Consider the following 14,680-nt stretch of genomic DNA (forward strand, 5'->3'; position numbering starts at 1 on the left):
GTTCCACCTCTTCGGATTTCGGGGGGAATCCGGATTCCGGCGGCGGATACCCGGGTTCCGACGGGACAGGGGCTCGGCATGCTTCTTGACTTGGATTCCGTCCATCGTAGGATCGGTTCTGGAGATAGCCCAGGGACAGTAACGCTCCAGTGCGGTAAAGGCCCCGAAAGAATCCGGGAGAACCCGCCGAAACCGCGGAGACCGCCGCTGCTCCCCGGCCGAGAACGCGAAGACCCAGGTCGTCCGCCGGGGCCCGAGCCCTGGCCGAGACACCGCCCATAGTTCCTGAACACCGTGATCCGCCCGGCCCGGAAGGATTCCCATGTCTGAGAACAATGACGCCATCGTCGTAGACGCGCAGGCGGAGGGCGCAGGAGGCGGCTGCCCGGTCGCACACGAGCGCGCACCGCATCCGACGCAGGGCGGCGGGAACCGCCAGTGGTGGCCGGACCGGCTCAATGTGAAGATCCTTGCCAAGAACCCCGCCGTCGCCAACCCGCTCGGCGCCGACTTCGACTACGCCGAGGCCTTCAACGCGCTCGACCTCGCGGCCGTGAAGCGGGACCTCGAAGTGGCACTCACCACGTCGCAGGACTGGTGGCCGGCGGACTTCGGCCACTACGGCCCGTTCATCATCCGGATGGCCTGGCACAGCGCCGGCACCTACCGGATCAGCGACGGCCGCGGCGGAGCCGGCGCCGGCCAGCAGCGCTTCGCCCCGCTCAACAGCTGGCCCGACAACGCCAACCTCGACAAGGCCCGCCGCCTGCTCTGGCCGGTCAAGAAGAAGTACGGCCAGAGCATCTCGTGGGCCGACCTCATGATCCTCGCCGGCAACGTCGCCCTGGAGTCGATGGGCTTCGCGACCTTCGGCTTCGGCGGCGGTCGCGAGGACGTCTGGGAGCCCGAGGAGGACGTCTACTGGGGCCCGGAGTCCACCTGGCTCGACGACGAGCGCTACACCGGCGACCGCGACCTGGAGGACCCTTTCGGCGCGGTCCAGATGGGCCTCATCTACGTCAACCCGCAGGGCCCCAACGGCAACCCGGACCCGATCGCCGCGGCCGTCGACATCCGGGAGACCTTCCGCCGGATGGCGATGAACGACGAGGAGACCGTCGCCCTGATCGCGGGCGGCCACACCTTCGGCAAGACCCACGGCGCCGGTCCGGCCGACAGCGTCGGCCTCGACCCCGAGGCCGCCCCGCTCGAGGAGCAGGGCCTGGGCTGGAGGAGCTCCTACGGCACCGGCAAGGGCGGCGACACGATCACCAGCGGCCTTGAGGGCATCTGGACCGACACGCCCACCACCTGGAACAACAGCTTCTTCGAGATCCTCTTCGGCTACGAGTGGGAGAAGTTCGAGAGCCCGGCCGGCGCACACCAGTGGCGGCCGAAGGACGGCGCCGGCGCGGGCAGCGTCCCCGACGCGCACGACCCGTCCAAGCGCCACGCCCCGACGATGCTCACCACCGACCTCTCGCTCCGGTTCGACCCGGTCTACGAGCAGATCTCCCGGCGCTTCCTGGAGCACCCCGACCAGTTCGCGGACGCCTTCGCCCGCGCGTGGTTCAAGCTGACCCACCGTGACATGGGCCCGGTCGTGCGCTACCTCGGCCCGGAGGTCCCGTCCGAGGCGCTGCTCTGGCAGGACCCCCTCCCCCCGGTCACGCACGAGCTCGTCGATGCCGAGGACGTCGCCGCGCTCAAGGAGCGCGTCCTCGCCTCCGGCCTGTCGGTGGCTCAGCTGGCCTCCACCGCATGGGCGGCGGCCTCGTCGTTCCGCGGCAGCGACAAGCGCGGCGGCGCCAACGGCGGGCGGATCCGCCTGGAGCCGCAGAGCGGGTGGGAGGTCAACGAGCCCGACCAGCTGGCGGCGGTGCTGCGCACCCTGGAGGGGATCCAGGAGTCCTTCAACGCGGCCCGGACCGACGGCAAGCGGATCTCGATCGCGGACCTGATCGTCCTCGCCGGCGCCGCGGCCGTCGAGAAGGCCGCCAAGGACGCCGGCGTCGACATCCTGGTGCCGTTCACGCCCGGCCGCGTGGACGCCTCGCAGGAGCAGACCGACGTCGAGTCGTTCGCCGCGCTCGAACCGGCCGCCGACGGGTTCCGCAACTACCTCGGCAAGGGCAACCGTCTCCAGGCCGAGTACCTGCTGCTCGACCGGGCGAACCTGCTGACCCTGAGCGCCCCGCAGCTGACCGTCCTCGTCGGCGGCCTCCGTGTCCTGGGCGTGAACCACCAGCAGTCGCCGCTCGGCGTTCTCACCAAGGCGCCGGGGACGCTGACCAACGACTTCTTCGTCAACCTGCTCGACCTGGGCACGACCTGGAAGGCCACGTCCGCGGACGCCAACACCTTCGAGGGCCGCGACGCCGCCACCGGCGAGGTCAGGTGGACCGGCAGCCGGGCCGACCTCGTCTTCGGCTCGAACTCCGAGCTGCGGGCGCTCGCCGAGGTCTACGCGAGCGACGACGCGAAGGAGAAGTTCGTGACCGACTTCGTCGCGGCCTGGGACAAGGTGATGAACCTCGACCGGTTCGACCTCGCCTGACCGTGCCGTCCGGATCGTCCGGGCCGGCCTCAGGGCCGGCCCGGGCGGTCGGAGCACCGGCCGAGACTCCGTGCTGCCTTGACGGCAGTCCGGCTTCCCCTGACCCGCTACGCGGGAGATCCAATTCCTCCCCGGCCCAAAGGCCGAGGTTTCCTTGGAGGTATCCGATGAACGCCGGAAACTCCTCCAACCTGGTCCACTGCTCGTAGGCCGCCGCCAGCGGGATCTCCACCTCGACCGATTCCTCGATCCTCGTCATGGGTCCGTCCCTTCTCCGGGTGCCGGCCGCCAGACGGCGGTCCGCCCGGTGCGCCTTCCCCGGTTGGACCGGGTCATGTTCGCGGGCCGGCGACGGGCCCGCGGCCCTGACCGGCCGTGGCGCCGCCCACCCGCAGCGGGCCCACTGCCCGATGACCGGATGGTCGGGCTGTCGGGCTGTCGGATGGTTTGTTCCCGGGCCGACGGGTCAGACGGATCGCCATGACCGATGTCTCCCGCCTCCCCGGCGCCCTCGACCACCACTGGAACTGGCAGGCCCGCGCGGCCTGCCGCGGCTGCGACACCGCCCTCTTCTTCCACCCCGCGGGTGAACGCGGCCAGGCCCACGACGAGCGTGAGCAGGAGGCCAAACGGGTCTGCGCCCGCTGTCCGGTACGCCGTGCGTGCCTGGAACACGCCCTGCGGGTCCACGAGACCTACGGCGTCTGGGGCGGCCTGACCGAGACCGAGCGCGCCGCCCTGCTCAGGCCGGGGCGCCCGGGACACCCGTCACCGGTCACGGCTCCACCCCGACCCGGACGCCCGTCCAGCCGGACCCGCGATGCGGCCTGACGGCACCACGGCCGCCGACCACCGGCGCCCTGCCTCGGCCTGCCCGCAGTCCGTCTGCCGAGCCGCCCGTCCGTCCGCTCGCACCGGCGGGCCCGGGCGGGTTCCGACCGCATACCCGCCGAAGGAGTGATCCGCGTGGAGGGGTGGAGCATCGTCCGCCTGCTCGTCGTCGCCGTGTCATCGGTCCTCGCCGCCTGCGCCCTGAACCTGCTGACAGAGGCGGTCGCCCGGCTGCCCCTGGTCCGCCACCGGGCGGAGGCGGCACCACCGCTCCTGCGCGCCTGCCGGCCGCCCCTGCTCGCCGCGACCACCTGCGCCCTGCTGCTCGCCGGCGAGCCCTGGACCGGCACCACCCCGGCCGTGCACGGTGCCGTCCGCCACCTGCTCGTCCTCGCCGCCCTCGCATCCTGTGCCTGGCTCGGAGCACGCCTGATCTCCCTGGCCGCCGAGGGCGCGCTGCGCCTGGCCGTCCGCCGGCGCGAACCGGGCTGGGCAGGCCGGGCCCGCACCCAGGTCGGCCTGCTGAGCCGGATCTGCCAGGCAGCACTGGCCGTGGTGGCGCTGGCGGCCATGCTGATGACCTTCCCGGCCGTCCGCGGGCTGGGCGCCAGCCTGCTGGCCTCCGCCGGGCTCGTGGGCCTGGTGGCCGGCATCGCCGCGCAGAGCACTCTGGCCAACCTCTTCGCCGGGGTGCAGATGGCCTTCGGTGACCTGGTCCGGCTCGGCGACGTCGTGGTGGTCGGCGGCGAGTGGGGCACGGTCGAGGAGATCACCCTGACCTCGGTGGTGGTCGCCACCTGGGACCAGCGGCGGCTGGTGATGCCGATGTCGTACTTCGCCGGCCGGCCGTTCGAGAACTGGTCCCGTCGCACCACCCGGATCACCGGCACCGCACTGCTCCACCTCGATCCCGGCACGCCGGTCCCCGAACTGCGGCGGGAGTTCGAGGGCTTCCTGGAGAAGAACGAGCTCTGGGACGGCGAGGGCAGAGCGCTCCAGGTGGTCGACACGACGCCGACCACCATCGTGGTCCGCGCGCTCATGACCGCCGCCGACGCCGACAACGCGTTCGAGCTGCGCTGCCAGGTCCGTGAGCACTTGCTGGCCTACCTGGTCGAGCGCCATCCCGCCGCGCTCCCCCGCCTGCCGGTGGCGCCGGCCCCCGGCCTCGGGAGCGACAGCCGGCTCAGCGACCGACCGGTTTCACCAAAGCATCACACTGCCAGGGCACATCCCTCAGCCGATCCGGGGTAGAGCGGTTCGAGCCGACGCGGAACCGATGAAAGGACTGACATGGCTGCGCCCAGTGATGCTCTCCTCGCCCACGTCCCCACGGTCGTCCCCAGCCAGGCCCGACCGGAGGGCGGCACGGCGGGCACTCTCCGGACCGCGCCGATGCCCGGAGCGCCCGCGCTGCCCGACCCGACCGTCCTGCCCGAGATACCCGAGATGCCCGCGCTGCCCGAAGATCCGACCGAGGTGGCCCCGGCCGACGCGCGGGAGCTGACCAGGGCCCTGCTCCGGCGCCTCGACGCCCTGGAGGAAGGCACCCCGGAGTACTCCTACGTCCGCGGCACACTGGTCGAGCTGAACCTCTCCCTGGTCCGGTTCGCCCTACGCCGGTTCTCCTCCGTCCACGAGCCCCGGGAGGACCTCCTCCAGGTCGGCACCATCGGCCTGATCAAGGCGATCGACCGGTTCGACCACGGCCACGGGGTGGAGTTCACCACCTTCGCCCTGCCGACCGTCCTCGGCGAGATCCGGCGGCACTTCCGCGACACCACCTGGGCCGTCCACGTGCCGCGCCGGCTCCAGGAGCTCAGGCTGAGCCTCGCCAAGGCGCAGGACCGGCTCGCGCAACGCCTCGACCGCGCTCCGACCGTCGCCGAGCTCGCGGAGCACCTCTCGCTCACGCCAGAGGAGGTCGTCGAGGGCCTCACCGCCGCCAACGGCCACTCGGCCGGCTCGCTGGACGTGGCCGCCGACCCGGAGGACGACCGCCGCGGCACCGCCGCGCACCGGCTGGGCGGCGAGGACGCGCGACTCGAACTGGCCGAGAACCTCATCGCGTTGAAACCGCTGATCGCCGAGCTCGCGGAGCGTGACCGCCTGCTCCTCTCGATGCGTTTCACCGAGGAGCTCACCCAGTCCCAGATCGGGGCGCGGCTCGGGGTCTCCCAGATGCACGTCTCCCGCCTGCTCGGCCGCGTCCTCCAGCGGCTCCGCGAGGGCCTCGACCAGGAGTGAACCGGAATCCGGCCGCCCGCCCCGTCCGCCGTCATGACGCGGACCGGGCTCCCGGGCCGCCCGCGGCCTGGCCGACGGCCTCCCATCCGCGTATGGTCACGAATCAGCACCCGGAGGGAGCCCGGACGGAGGAGGCACCTGACATGTCGGTCGAGGACGAACGCTATCCGGCGGCCGCGCCGACGTCCGCGACACCCGTCGCGCCCGGCGTGGAGGTCCGCCACGACGGCGCGCAGGCGGCCGTCTGCGCCCTGAGCGGCGATCTCGACATCGACAGTCTCAGCCCTGCCGAGCAGGCCCTCCGCCGGCTCGTCGAAGAGCGGCCGCAGCGGATGGTGGTGGACCTGAGCGATGTGGCGTTCTGCGACTCCTCCGGCCTCAACCTGCTGCTCAAGACACGGCTCGCCGCCGCCACCGCGGACATCGAATTCCGGCTCGCCTCGCCCTCGCCGCAGGTCACCCGACTGCTGGAACTCACCGGCGCCGGCGGCGTGTTCTCCATCCACGCCTCGGTGAGCGCGGCACTGGCCGGGTGAACACCCGGGGCGGCGGCCCGAGGGGAACAACCGGGTGGCCGCCCGAGGAATAGCCCGGCACGTCCCGGGAAACCGACAGACGATCTCTCGTCACCCGCACGCGAAAAGGGGTGAACCGCGTATGACGGCGAGCCGGGGCGCCCTCGACGGCAGCCGACCCGACGCCGGACGTCCGGCGACAGGCCAGCGACGGCGACTGCGCCTGGCCGGGCTTCCCAAGCCGGTCGCCCGGTCCCGTGCGTTCACCGGCCAGGCCCTCACGGACTGGGCCTGGTTGCGCCCCGAGGACGGGGCCGACCCCGACGTCGTCGAGGACGTCCTGCTGCTGGTCTCCGAGCTGGTCGCCAATGCGATGCTGCACGGCGGCGGCCCGCTGGAGCTGGTGCTGGACGCCTCGGATGCCCGGCTGCGGATCGAGGTCAGCGACGGGTCCTCGGCGCTGCCCGAGCCTCGCCGGCCGCACCTGCCCGGCCTGCCGGGCGGTCACGGCCTGTTCATCGTGCAGCAGACGGCGGACCGGTGGGGCGCCACGCCGCACTCCCGGGGCAAGGCGGTCTGGGCGGAGATCGACACACGGCGGCTGGTCCCCACCCCCGGTTGACCCCGGGCCGGGCGCGCGGACGGGAGGCGGGTAGCGGACGGGAAGCCGGGCGCGCGGACGAAGAGCCGGCACAGTCGGGGAGCCGGGCGCGGAGAGGCAGGACGGCCGCCCGCGCAGGGCCTCGTGGACCTGGCGGGCGGCCGTTCAGACCGGGTGACGACGGGTCAGGAGGTGGCGATCCGCTCGGCCGCGCTGCGCTCGACGCAGAACTCGTTGCCCTCGATGTCGAGCATGGTCACCCAGCCCCTGCCGTCCGGGGTGCGCTGGTCGTCGTGGACGGTGGCTCCCAGTGCCAGCAGGCGCTCCACCTCCTCGTCCCGGGTGCGGTCCTGCGGCTGGAGGTCGAGGTGGAGACGGTTCTTCACCGTCTTGCCCTCGGGCACCCGGATGAACAGCAGCGCGGCGCCCGGCGACTCGACCAGCGCCTCTGGGTCCCCCGGGTTGTCGTCCTCGCTGACCTTGCTGTCCAGCACCTCCGCCCAGAACCCGGCCAGGCGGAAGGGGTCGGCGCAGTCGATCGTCACATGTCGTACAAGAGAAGCCATGTGCGCCACTGTGACCTCCTCCTCCCTCGCGGTCCAGCGATTAACCGGTCGCGGTGGCGGTCGCGGAGCGGGTATGGAGGTGGCCGTCCAGCGGGAACTCCGGCGGGAGGGCCGGAAGAACGGACGCGAAACGGTACCCGGCCTTCTCGGCCACCCGGCAGGAGGCCGTGTTGTCCGCCTGGTGCAGCAGGTCGAGCCGGACCAGGCCGTCGGCGGCGAAGGCCGCGAACGCCCAGGCGGTGACCGCCTCCAGCGCCCGCGGCGCCAGACCCCGGCCCCGCGCGGCGGCCGCCGTCCAGTACCCCACCTCGGCGGACGCCCCGCCGGGCACGCCGCGCTTGAGCACCACATTGGCGACCAGCTCGGCGCGGCGCCCCGGCCGGGGCTCCAGAACGGCGAAGCTGTACCGGTCGCCGTCCGCCCAGCCGAGGTACTGCGCGTCGAGCCAGCGGGCCGCGTCGTCCGTGTCGGTCACCGGGATCCGGGTGAAGCGGCGCAGCGTCTCGTCCCGGTAGATCTCCACCAGGGCGGGCGCGTCCTCGTCCCGGAACGGCCGCAGCAGGAGGCCCTCGGCGGCCGGGAGTTCGGCGATGGCCGTCACTTCTTCAGCCCCTCCCAGCCCCAGCGCGGCGTCGGGCCCGGGTCGCCGAGGTCCGCGCCGACCGGCGCCGCCGACACGTCCTTGGCGATCTTCGTGCCCCAGTCGAAGTACTCCAGCACCCGCCGGCGCAGCAGCTCGTCGTCGGGCAGCTCCTTCTGCACGGCGGCGCCCATCAGCTCCATCCAACGGCCGCGCTGCTCCTCGGTGATGGCGAGACCGAGGTGCGTACTGAGCAGCGCCTGGTGTCCGCCCAGCTCGGCGGTGAAGCGGGCCGGGCCGCCGAAGATCTCGCCCAGCCAGACGGCGACGTGCTCGATGTGGGTGGTGGTGAAGTTCGCGAAGACCGGCGCCAGGAGCGGGTCGGCGAGGACGCCCTCGTAGAAGGTGTTGCTCAGCCGGCGGAGCCCGTCGATGCCCCCGACGGCGTCGTACAGGTTCTCGGACCGTTCGTCACTCATGCGTGTTCTCTCCCCGTGGGTAGGTGCGTTGGCACCTTCCTAACAGCCCCCGGCGCCGTTCGCGTCCCTTCCCGGCCTCCTGTTCGCGCCCGGCACAGCAAGCGGAGGAGGCGGTTCCCGCTCGCGGCCCGGCACTCGCGCTTGACCTTGACACTGGCGGCAGGGTCGGAGGCTCTGCGCATGAACGCGAACGAGAGCACTCGGCAGGAAACCCGCCAGGAGCGGCCGTCCCGGATCGTCCTGGTCACCGGCGCGGGGACGGGGATCGGGCGGGCCACCGCGCAGGCCTTCGCCGCACAGGGGCCGGAGGTCTCGGTGGTGGTGGTCGGGCGGCGGCCCGGACCGCTGGCGGAGACGGCGAGCAGCCACCCCGGGCGGATCCACCCGCTGGTCGCGGACATCACCGGTGCCGACGCGCCGGAGGCGGTCGTGCGCGAGGTCCTGGACCGGCACGGGCGGCTCGACGTGCTGGTCAACAATGCCGGGATCGTCCGCAGCGGCGCCGTCGGCGGCCTCACCAGGGACTCGATCGAGTCGCAGCTCGCCACCAACCTCACCGCCGCCGTCCTGCTCGGCCAGGCCGCCGTGGCGCCGCTGGAGGCGAGCCGCGGCGTGATCGTCAATGTCACGACCACGGTCGGCCAGCGGGGCTGGCCGGGCAACTCGGTGTACGCGGCGGGCAAGGCGGCGCTGGAGTCGGTCACCCGCAGCTGGGCGGTGGAGCTGGCGCCGCGCGGCATCCGGGTGGTGGCGGTGGCGCCGGGGGCGATCGAGACACCGATCGGCGAACACTCCGGGCTCAGCGCCGAGCAGCAGGAGGCCGTCCGGCGGTGGCAGATCGCCCACACCCCGCTCGGTCGGATCGGCCGGCCCGCCGAGGTGGCCTGGGCCATCGGGCAACTCGCCTCCCCGCAGGCCTCGTTCGTCACCGGAGTAGTCTTGCCGGTGGACGGCGGCGCCATCGTGGGGTGAGGCCGGTGGCAGCACCGGGGAACGGCGAAGGGGCCGGGAGCGGTGGAGGGGCGGGGAGCGGCAGTGCTGATCGGAGAGCTGGCCCAGGTGACGGGCAGTACGGCCCGGGCCCTGCGCCACTACGAGCAGGCCGGGCTGATCGGCTCCTCCCGCGCCGCCAACGGCTACCGCGAGTACGACGAGGCGGCAGCCGTGCGGGTGCGCAACATCCGCTCCCTGCTGGCCGCCGGGTTCACCCTGGAGGACGTCCGGCTCTTCCTGCCCTGCCTGGACGGGGACGTGCTCGCCAAGCCGCCGTCGCCGGCGGCGCTGCGGATCGCCCGGGAGCGGCTGTCCGTCCTGGAGCGCCGGATCGCCGCGCAGACCGAGGCCCGGGACCGGCTGGTCGCCGCGCTGGCGGCGGCGGAGGGGGCGGCGGAGTCGGCGGGCCCGGCGGCCTCGGTGGCCTCGGTGGCGGAGGGCGCGGCGGGGGCGGTCGCGGGGGCGGGCTGAATCCCGCTGTCCGTCCGGGTGACACCCCCGATCGGGGGTGTGCAGGGGGCGCCGGGCGGAGGACAGTGGGCGCATGCAGATTCCACTCTCCGTGATGGACTTCCTCGACCGGGCCGAGCTGGTCTACGGCGACCGGGTCGGCATCGTCGACGAGCCGGTGCAACCGGCCGAATCCTGGGGCGAGCTGAGCTACCGGCGGGTCGCCGAGCTGGCGCGGGCGCAGGCGGCCGGGCTGGACCGCCTCGGGGTCGGGCCGGGCGAACGGGTCGCGATGGTGTCGCACAACTCGGCCCGGCTGATGACCTCGCTGTACGGCGTGAGCGGGCACGGCCGGGTACTGGTGCCGGTGAACTTCCGGCTGAAGGCGGAGGAGGTGTCGTACATCGTCGAGCAGAGCGGCGCGTCCGTGCTGCTGGTCGACCCCGAACTCGCCGACCCGCTGGCCGGGGTGGTCGCCAGGCACAAGTTCGTGATCGGCGCGGACACCGACGCGCTGCTGTACGACTTCGACCACGCGCCGCGCCGGTACGAGATCGGCGAGAACGACACCGCGACGATCAACTACACCAGCGGAACCACCGCGCGCCCCAAGGGCGTTCAACTCACCCACCGGAACGTCTGGCTGAACGCCGTCCTCATGGGACTGCACTTCGGGGCCAACGACCGGGACGTCTACCTGCACACCCTGCCGATGTTCCACGCCAACGGCTGGGGCCTGCCGTTCGCGCTCACCGGGCTGGGCGCGCAGCACATCGTGCTGCGGAAGGTGGACGGTACCGAGATCCTGCGCCGGGTCGAGCGGCACGGCGTGACCTTCCTGTGCGGCGCGCCGGCGGTGATCCAGATGGTGCTGGACGCGGCAGCCGACTGGGACGGGCCCGTCCCCGGCCGGGACAAGGTGCGGATCATCGTGGCCGGCGCCCCGCCGCCGACCTCGGTGGTGCAGCGGATCGAGGCCGAACTCGGCTGGGAGTTCATGCAGATCTACGGCCTGACCGAGACCTCGCCGGTGGTGACGGTCAACCGCTCCCGCCATGAGTGGGACCGACTGCCCCCCGCCGAAAGGGCGGAGAAGCTGGTGCAGGCGGGTGCGCCGGCGATCGGCAACCAGGTCCGGGTGGACGGCCAGGGCGAGGTGCTGGTCCGCTCCAACGTGGTGTTGGACGGCTACTGGCAGCAGCCGCAGGAGACTTCGGAGGCGATCCGGGACGGCTGGTTCCACACCGGGGACGGCGGCACCCTCACCGACGGCTACCTGACCATCTCGGACCGGAAGAAGGACGTCATCATCAGCGGCGGGGAGAACGTCTCCTCGATCGAGGTGGAGGACTGCCTGTACGACCACCCTGCGGTCGGCGAGGTCGCGGTGATCGGCGTGCCGGACGAGAAGTGGGGCGAGACGGTCAAGGCGCTGGTGGTGCTCAAGCCCGGCTCCGACATCAGCGAGGCGGACCTCATCGCGCACTGCAAGCAGCGGCTGGCCGGCTACAAGTCGCCCACCTCGGTGGAGTTCCGGGACGCGCTGCCGCGGACCACCACCGGCAAGCTGCAGAAGTTCCGGCTCCGCGAGCCGTACTGGGCGGGACTGGAGCGGAAGGTCAACTAGCCGCTTCCAACAGGCCCGACTCGCGGGCGGCCAGGGCGAGTTCGGTCCGGTTGCGGACGCGGAGCTTGTGCATGGCGCCCTTCAGGTAGCCGGTCACCGTGTTGCAGGTGAGGCCCAGCTGGGCGGCGATCTCCGGGTTGGTCCGGCCGGTCGCCGCCCAGCGCAGCACCTCGTGCTCGCGCGGGGTGAGCGGGGTGAGCGGGGTCAACGGGGCGAGTGGGGTCAACGGTGGCGCGGGGGACGCCTTCCGGGCCGGCGGGCCGCTCCAGGCGGCGGCCCCCGCCAGCGCCCGGGTGGCGGCCGCGGCGAGCTTGACGACGGCGGCGATCCGGACGTCCCCGAACGGCACGACCGCGCGCAGCGACGCGTACACCACACCGTGCACCGTGCCGCCGTACAGCAGCGGGACGGTGAGCATCGCGTAGAGGTCCTCGGCGGTGACGGCGGCGTCGTAGTGGTGCGAGATGGTGGTCGCGGCCCGGTAGTCCGGCACCCAGTTGGGGACGCGTTCGGCCAGCGCCCGGCCGCCGAGGCCGGTCCCGGCCGGGACGGCGAGGTCGTGCAGCAGGTCGGCCCGGGTACCGGCCCAGCGGCGCAGCACCATCCTGTCGGGGGCCCCGGCCCGCCGGCCCCGGGCAGACCCGGCGCGGCCCGGCTCGGGCACACCGACCAGCCCGACATCGGCGCCGCACTCGGCGACCACCCGGCGGGCGAGATCGCCGAGCACGGCGTCCCGGACCAGTTCGGCGGCGCGCGCGGCGAGGTCGTCGGCCTCCCGCCCGGGGGTGTCCGCAGCCCCGGCCGGGGTCTCCGCAGCCCTTGTCATCGCGCGATTGTCACACGCGGTGCGGCCCGTGGCGAGGGGTGTGACGTGCGTGTTCCATGGAGTCCGGGGTGGCGGCGGCGGGCGCGGCGTAGGGTGCGGGCCTGGGTTACCGGCGAGTCACTACCGGGTGGCCACCACTGCTGCTGCACTGCTTGGTGCCGCTACGTGCTGCCGTGACGTGCTGTCGTTACTGCTGCCGCTTACTTGCTGCGAAACGTGAAAGGGATACCCATGACGACGGAACCGAAGGAGCCTCGCGCCACGGACGTGCTGACCGGCCTGCTCGACGACCTGCGGGCCGAGAGCGCGGTGCTGGACGGGCTGGTGGCCGGGCTGGAGCCGGAGGGCTGGGCGGCCGACACCCCGGCCCAGGGGTGGACGATCGCGCACCAGATCGCCCACCTGGCCTGGACGGACGACTGGACCGAACTCTCCGCGCGCGACCCGGAGGGCTTCGTCGCGCAGACCGGCCGCGTCTTCGGCGAACTGCTGTCGGCGGGCCTGGACCCGGTGGACGAGGGCGCCGCACAGGGGGCGGCCGAGGAGCCGGCGGCGCTGCTGGCCCGCTGGCGGGCGGGCCGGGAACGGCTGCTGACCGCTCTGGCCGCGGTGCCGGGAGACGTCCGCCTGCCGTGGTTCGGGCCGCCGATGAAGGCCCCGTCGATGGCGACCGCGCGGCTGATGGAGACCTGGGCGCACGGGCAGGACGTCGCGGACGCGCTGGGCGCGGTCCGGGAGCCGACCCCGCGGCTGCGGCACATCGCCCATCTGGGGGTGCGGACCATGGGGTTCGCCTTCTCGCTGCACGGACTGCCGGCACCGGAGGCCCCGGTCCGGGTGGAACTGACCGGGCCGGACGGCGAATTGTGGGCCTGGGGCCCGGAGGACGCGGCGGACCGGGTGAGCGGGCCCGCGCTGGACTTCTGCCTGCTGGTCACCCAGCGCCGACACCGGGACGACCTCGCCCTGACCGCCGCCGGCGCGACGGCGACGGCCTGGCTGCCGATCGCCCAGGTCTTCGCGGGCGCCCCCGGGAAGGGACGGGAGGTGGGGTCTGCCGAGTAGCCGAACAATCGTCAAACGCGCAGCCACCAAGCCCCACGGCTGCGCCGCGCCGGCCGGCCGGCCGGTCGGTCGGTCGGTCGGTCAGCCGAGCACATCGCCGGGATCGGCTACCCGGCCTGAGGGGCGGCCGGCGGGCGGGTGGCGGCGGGCCGGTCGTCCGCCGGCTTGCTCCAGGGGGAGAGACCCAGCTTGCCGGTGGTGCCGAGGTCGAGCTCGGCGGGGACGGTGAGCCGGGGGCGGCCGGGGAGTGGGGCGATGTCGAGGTAGCGGCCGTTGTCGGCCTGCTTGGTGCCCGAGGTGACGGTGTTGCGCCAGACCAGCCCGAAGCGCGCGGACTCCCCCGGCTGGAGCGTCACCGGCTTCGGCGCCGCGTCGAACGCGTCCAGGGTGGCGATGCCCGCCGAGCCGCGCCGGACGGCGATGTCGAGCGGCGCCCGCTCGGCGTCGAGAACGCGGACGCCCGGGTGGCCGTTCAGGGTGTAGGGCTGGGTGCCGCAGTTGGTCAGGCGGATGTCCATCACCCGCAGGCCCATCGCGGCGTTCGCCTCCTCCGCAGTCAGCGACACGCCCTCGGGCGAACAGATCGAGGCGGCCTGCGTGGGGGTGGCGGACGCGGTGGCACTCACGGTGGGCAGCGGGTCCGCGCTCACCACCCCCGGCGCCCCTCCGCCCGCTCCGGTCACGCTCGTACTGCCGCACCCCGCGAGCAGGGCGACTCCCGCACAGAGCAGGCCCGCCCGTAGGCCCACCCGTGGGCCCATCCCTAGGCTCGCCCGCCGGCTCTCCCGCGCGGGGAGCGGCGTCCGGCGGCGTCCGTTCGACAGCGTCGAGTTCATGGGAACGATCATTGCACGAACGGTCCGGCGGCCCCCGGCGCTACAGCTGCCCGAGCAGGCCGAGGCCGTCGACCGCCGCCGGCGAGAGCATCGACTCGGTGAGGCCGGAGAGCGGCATCCACCGGACGCCGGCGGTCGACCCGTCGACCTCGTTGACGGTCAGCGGGCCGGGATTGAGCTCGACGCGGTAGAACAGGCCGACCAGGTGCCAGTGCACGCCGAGCCGGTGGGCCGTGTAGCTTCGCGCGTCCACCAGCCGGGCGCTGCGGAGTTCGAGGCCGGTCTCCTCGTGCAGCTCACGCGCGAGAGTCTCCTGCGGCTGCTCGCCCGGGTCGATCCCGCCGCCGGGCAGGTGCCAGAGCCCGGGGAGGAAGACCGGTGAGGCCTCGGAGAGCTGCGTCAGCAGCAGCCGCTCCTCCGACGTGGCGATCGCATACGCCGAAACGCGGGAACGTATCTGCTCGGCCAAGGCCTGCCTCCGGAGGTCACGCGATGAACTTCCCTTGA

16 protein-coding genes are annotated in these 14,680 nt (G+C 73.3%); 10 read left to right on the forward strand and 6 right to left on the reverse strand.

What is annotated here, in order from left to right; genetic code table 11:
• The first annotated feature begins 322 nt into the window (after positions 1 to 322).
• The 6 genes from katG to ACZ6NC_RS17100 all read left to right on the forward strand — a co-directional run bounded on the left by katG (position 323) and on the right by ACZ6NC_RS17100 (position 6,772).
• Positions 323 to 2,557, forward strand: a complete 2,235-nt coding sequence (gene katG, locus ACZ6NC_RS17075) for a catalase/peroxidase HPI (RefSeq protein ID WP_465733431.1) — start codon at positions 323 to 325, stop codon at positions 2,555 to 2,557.
• A gap of 480 nt (positions 2,558 to 3,037) precedes the next feature.
• Positions 3,038 to 3,388, forward strand: a complete 351-nt coding sequence (locus ACZ6NC_RS17080; RefSeq protein ID WP_465733433.1) for a WhiB family transcriptional regulator — start codon at positions 3,038 to 3,040, stop codon at positions 3,386 to 3,388.
• A gap of 135 nt (positions 3,389 to 3,523) precedes the next feature.
• Positions 3,524 to 4,642: a mechanosensitive ion channel family protein gene (locus tag ACZ6NC_RS17085; protein WP_465733435.1), complete on the forward strand. Its 1,119-nt coding sequence runs from the start codon at positions 3,524 to 3,526 to the stop codon at positions 4,640 to 4,642.
• Between the two features lie 39 nt (positions 4,643 to 4,681).
• Positions 4,682 to 5,635, forward strand: a complete 954-nt coding sequence (locus tag ACZ6NC_RS17090) for a SigB/SigF/SigG family RNA polymerase sigma factor (RefSeq protein ID WP_465733437.1) — start codon at positions 4,682 to 4,684, stop codon at positions 5,633 to 5,635.
• Between the two features lie 143 nt (positions 5,636 to 5,778).
• Positions 5,779 to 6,171, forward strand: coding sequence for an STAS domain-containing protein (locus tag ACZ6NC_RS17095; protein WP_465733439.1), 393 nt, complete (start codon positions 5,779 to 5,781; stop codon positions 6,169 to 6,171).
• Between the two features lie 121 nt (positions 6,172 to 6,292).
• A complete protein-coding gene (locus ACZ6NC_RS17100) occupies positions 6,293 to 6,772 on the forward strand; it encodes an ATP-binding protein (protein ID WP_465733441.1) in 480 nt (159 codons plus the stop codon).
• A 164-nt stretch (positions 6,773 to 6,936) separates the two neighbouring features.
• Here ACZ6NC_RS17100 and ACZ6NC_RS17105 read toward each other — a convergent pair whose 3' ends face one another.
• Genes ACZ6NC_RS17105 through ACZ6NC_RS17115 form a run of 3 tightly spaced genes read right to left on the reverse strand, consistent with a single transcriptional unit; the run spans position 6,937 to position 8,376 of the window.
• A complete protein-coding gene (locus ACZ6NC_RS17105) occupies positions 6,937 to 7,317 on the reverse strand; it encodes a VOC family protein (RefSeq protein WP_465733443.1) in 381 nt (126 codons plus the stop codon).
• 40 nt (positions 7,318 to 7,357) lie between these two features.
• Positions 7,358 to 7,909: a GNAT family N-acetyltransferase gene (locus tag ACZ6NC_RS17110; protein ID WP_465733705.1), complete on the reverse strand. Its 552-nt coding sequence runs from the start codon at positions 7,907 to 7,909 to the stop codon at positions 7,358 to 7,360.
• 5 nt (positions 7,910 to 7,914) lie between these two features.
• Complete coding sequence (locus ACZ6NC_RS17115) at positions 7,915 to 8,376, reverse strand: group II truncated hemoglobin (RefSeq protein ID WP_465733445.1); 462 nt, start codon at positions 8,374 to 8,376, stop codon at positions 7,915 to 7,917.
• 180 nt (positions 8,377 to 8,556) lie between these two features.
• On the opposite strand from ACZ6NC_RS17115, the gene ACZ6NC_RS17120 reads away from it, so the two are divergent.
• The 3 genes from ACZ6NC_RS17120 (at position 8,557) to ACZ6NC_RS17130 (ending at position 11,446) form a co-directional block, all read left to right on the forward strand.
• Complete coding sequence (locus ACZ6NC_RS17120) at positions 8,557 to 9,348, forward strand: SDR family NAD(P)-dependent oxidoreductase (protein WP_465733447.1); 792 nt, start codon at positions 8,557 to 8,559, stop codon at positions 9,346 to 9,348.
• 63 nt (positions 9,349 to 9,411) lie between these two features.
• The gene (locus tag ACZ6NC_RS17125) at positions 9,412 to 9,840 is read left to right on the forward strand and encodes a MerR family transcriptional regulator (RefSeq protein ID WP_465733449.1); all 429 of its coding nucleotides are present in this window, start codon (positions 9,412 to 9,414) and stop codon (positions 9,838 to 9,840) included.
• A 73-nt stretch (positions 9,841 to 9,913) separates the two neighbouring features.
• Complete coding sequence (locus ACZ6NC_RS17130) at positions 9,914 to 11,446, forward strand: AMP-binding protein (protein ID WP_465733451.1); 1,533 nt, start codon at positions 9,914 to 9,916, stop codon at positions 11,444 to 11,446.
• On the opposite strand, the gene ACZ6NC_RS17135 is transcribed toward ACZ6NC_RS17130, so the two are convergent.
• Positions 11,439 to 12,272, reverse strand: coding sequence for a LuxR C-terminal-related transcriptional regulator (locus ACZ6NC_RS17135; protein ID WP_465733453.1), 834 nt, complete (start codon positions 12,270 to 12,272; stop codon positions 11,439 to 11,441). The genes ACZ6NC_RS17130 and ACZ6NC_RS17135 overlap by 8 nt on opposite strands.
• A 231-nt stretch (positions 12,273 to 12,503) precedes the next feature.
• Between ACZ6NC_RS17135 and ACZ6NC_RS17140 the strand changes: the two genes are divergently transcribed.
• Positions 12,504 to 13,337: a TIGR03084 family metal-binding protein gene (locus tag ACZ6NC_RS17140; RefSeq protein WP_465733455.1), complete on the forward strand. Its 834-nt coding sequence runs from the start codon at positions 12,504 to 12,506 to the stop codon at positions 13,335 to 13,337.
• A gap of 107 nt (positions 13,338 to 13,444) precedes the next feature.
• Here ACZ6NC_RS17140 and ACZ6NC_RS17145 read toward each other — a convergent pair whose 3' ends face one another.
• Complete coding sequence (locus ACZ6NC_RS17145; protein ID WP_465733457.1) at positions 13,445 to 13,987, reverse strand: DUF4232 domain-containing protein; 543 nt, start codon at positions 13,985 to 13,987, stop codon at positions 13,445 to 13,447.
• A gap of 226 nt (positions 13,988 to 14,213) precedes the next feature.
• Complete coding sequence (locus ACZ6NC_RS17150; RefSeq protein WP_465733459.1) at positions 14,214 to 14,642, reverse strand: NUDIX domain-containing protein; 429 nt, start codon at positions 14,640 to 14,642, stop codon at positions 14,214 to 14,216.
• Positions 14,643 to 14,680: the final 38 nt, after the last annotated feature.

The sequence above is a fragment of the Kitasatospora sp. NPDC041988 genome (genome assembly GCF_055588525.1).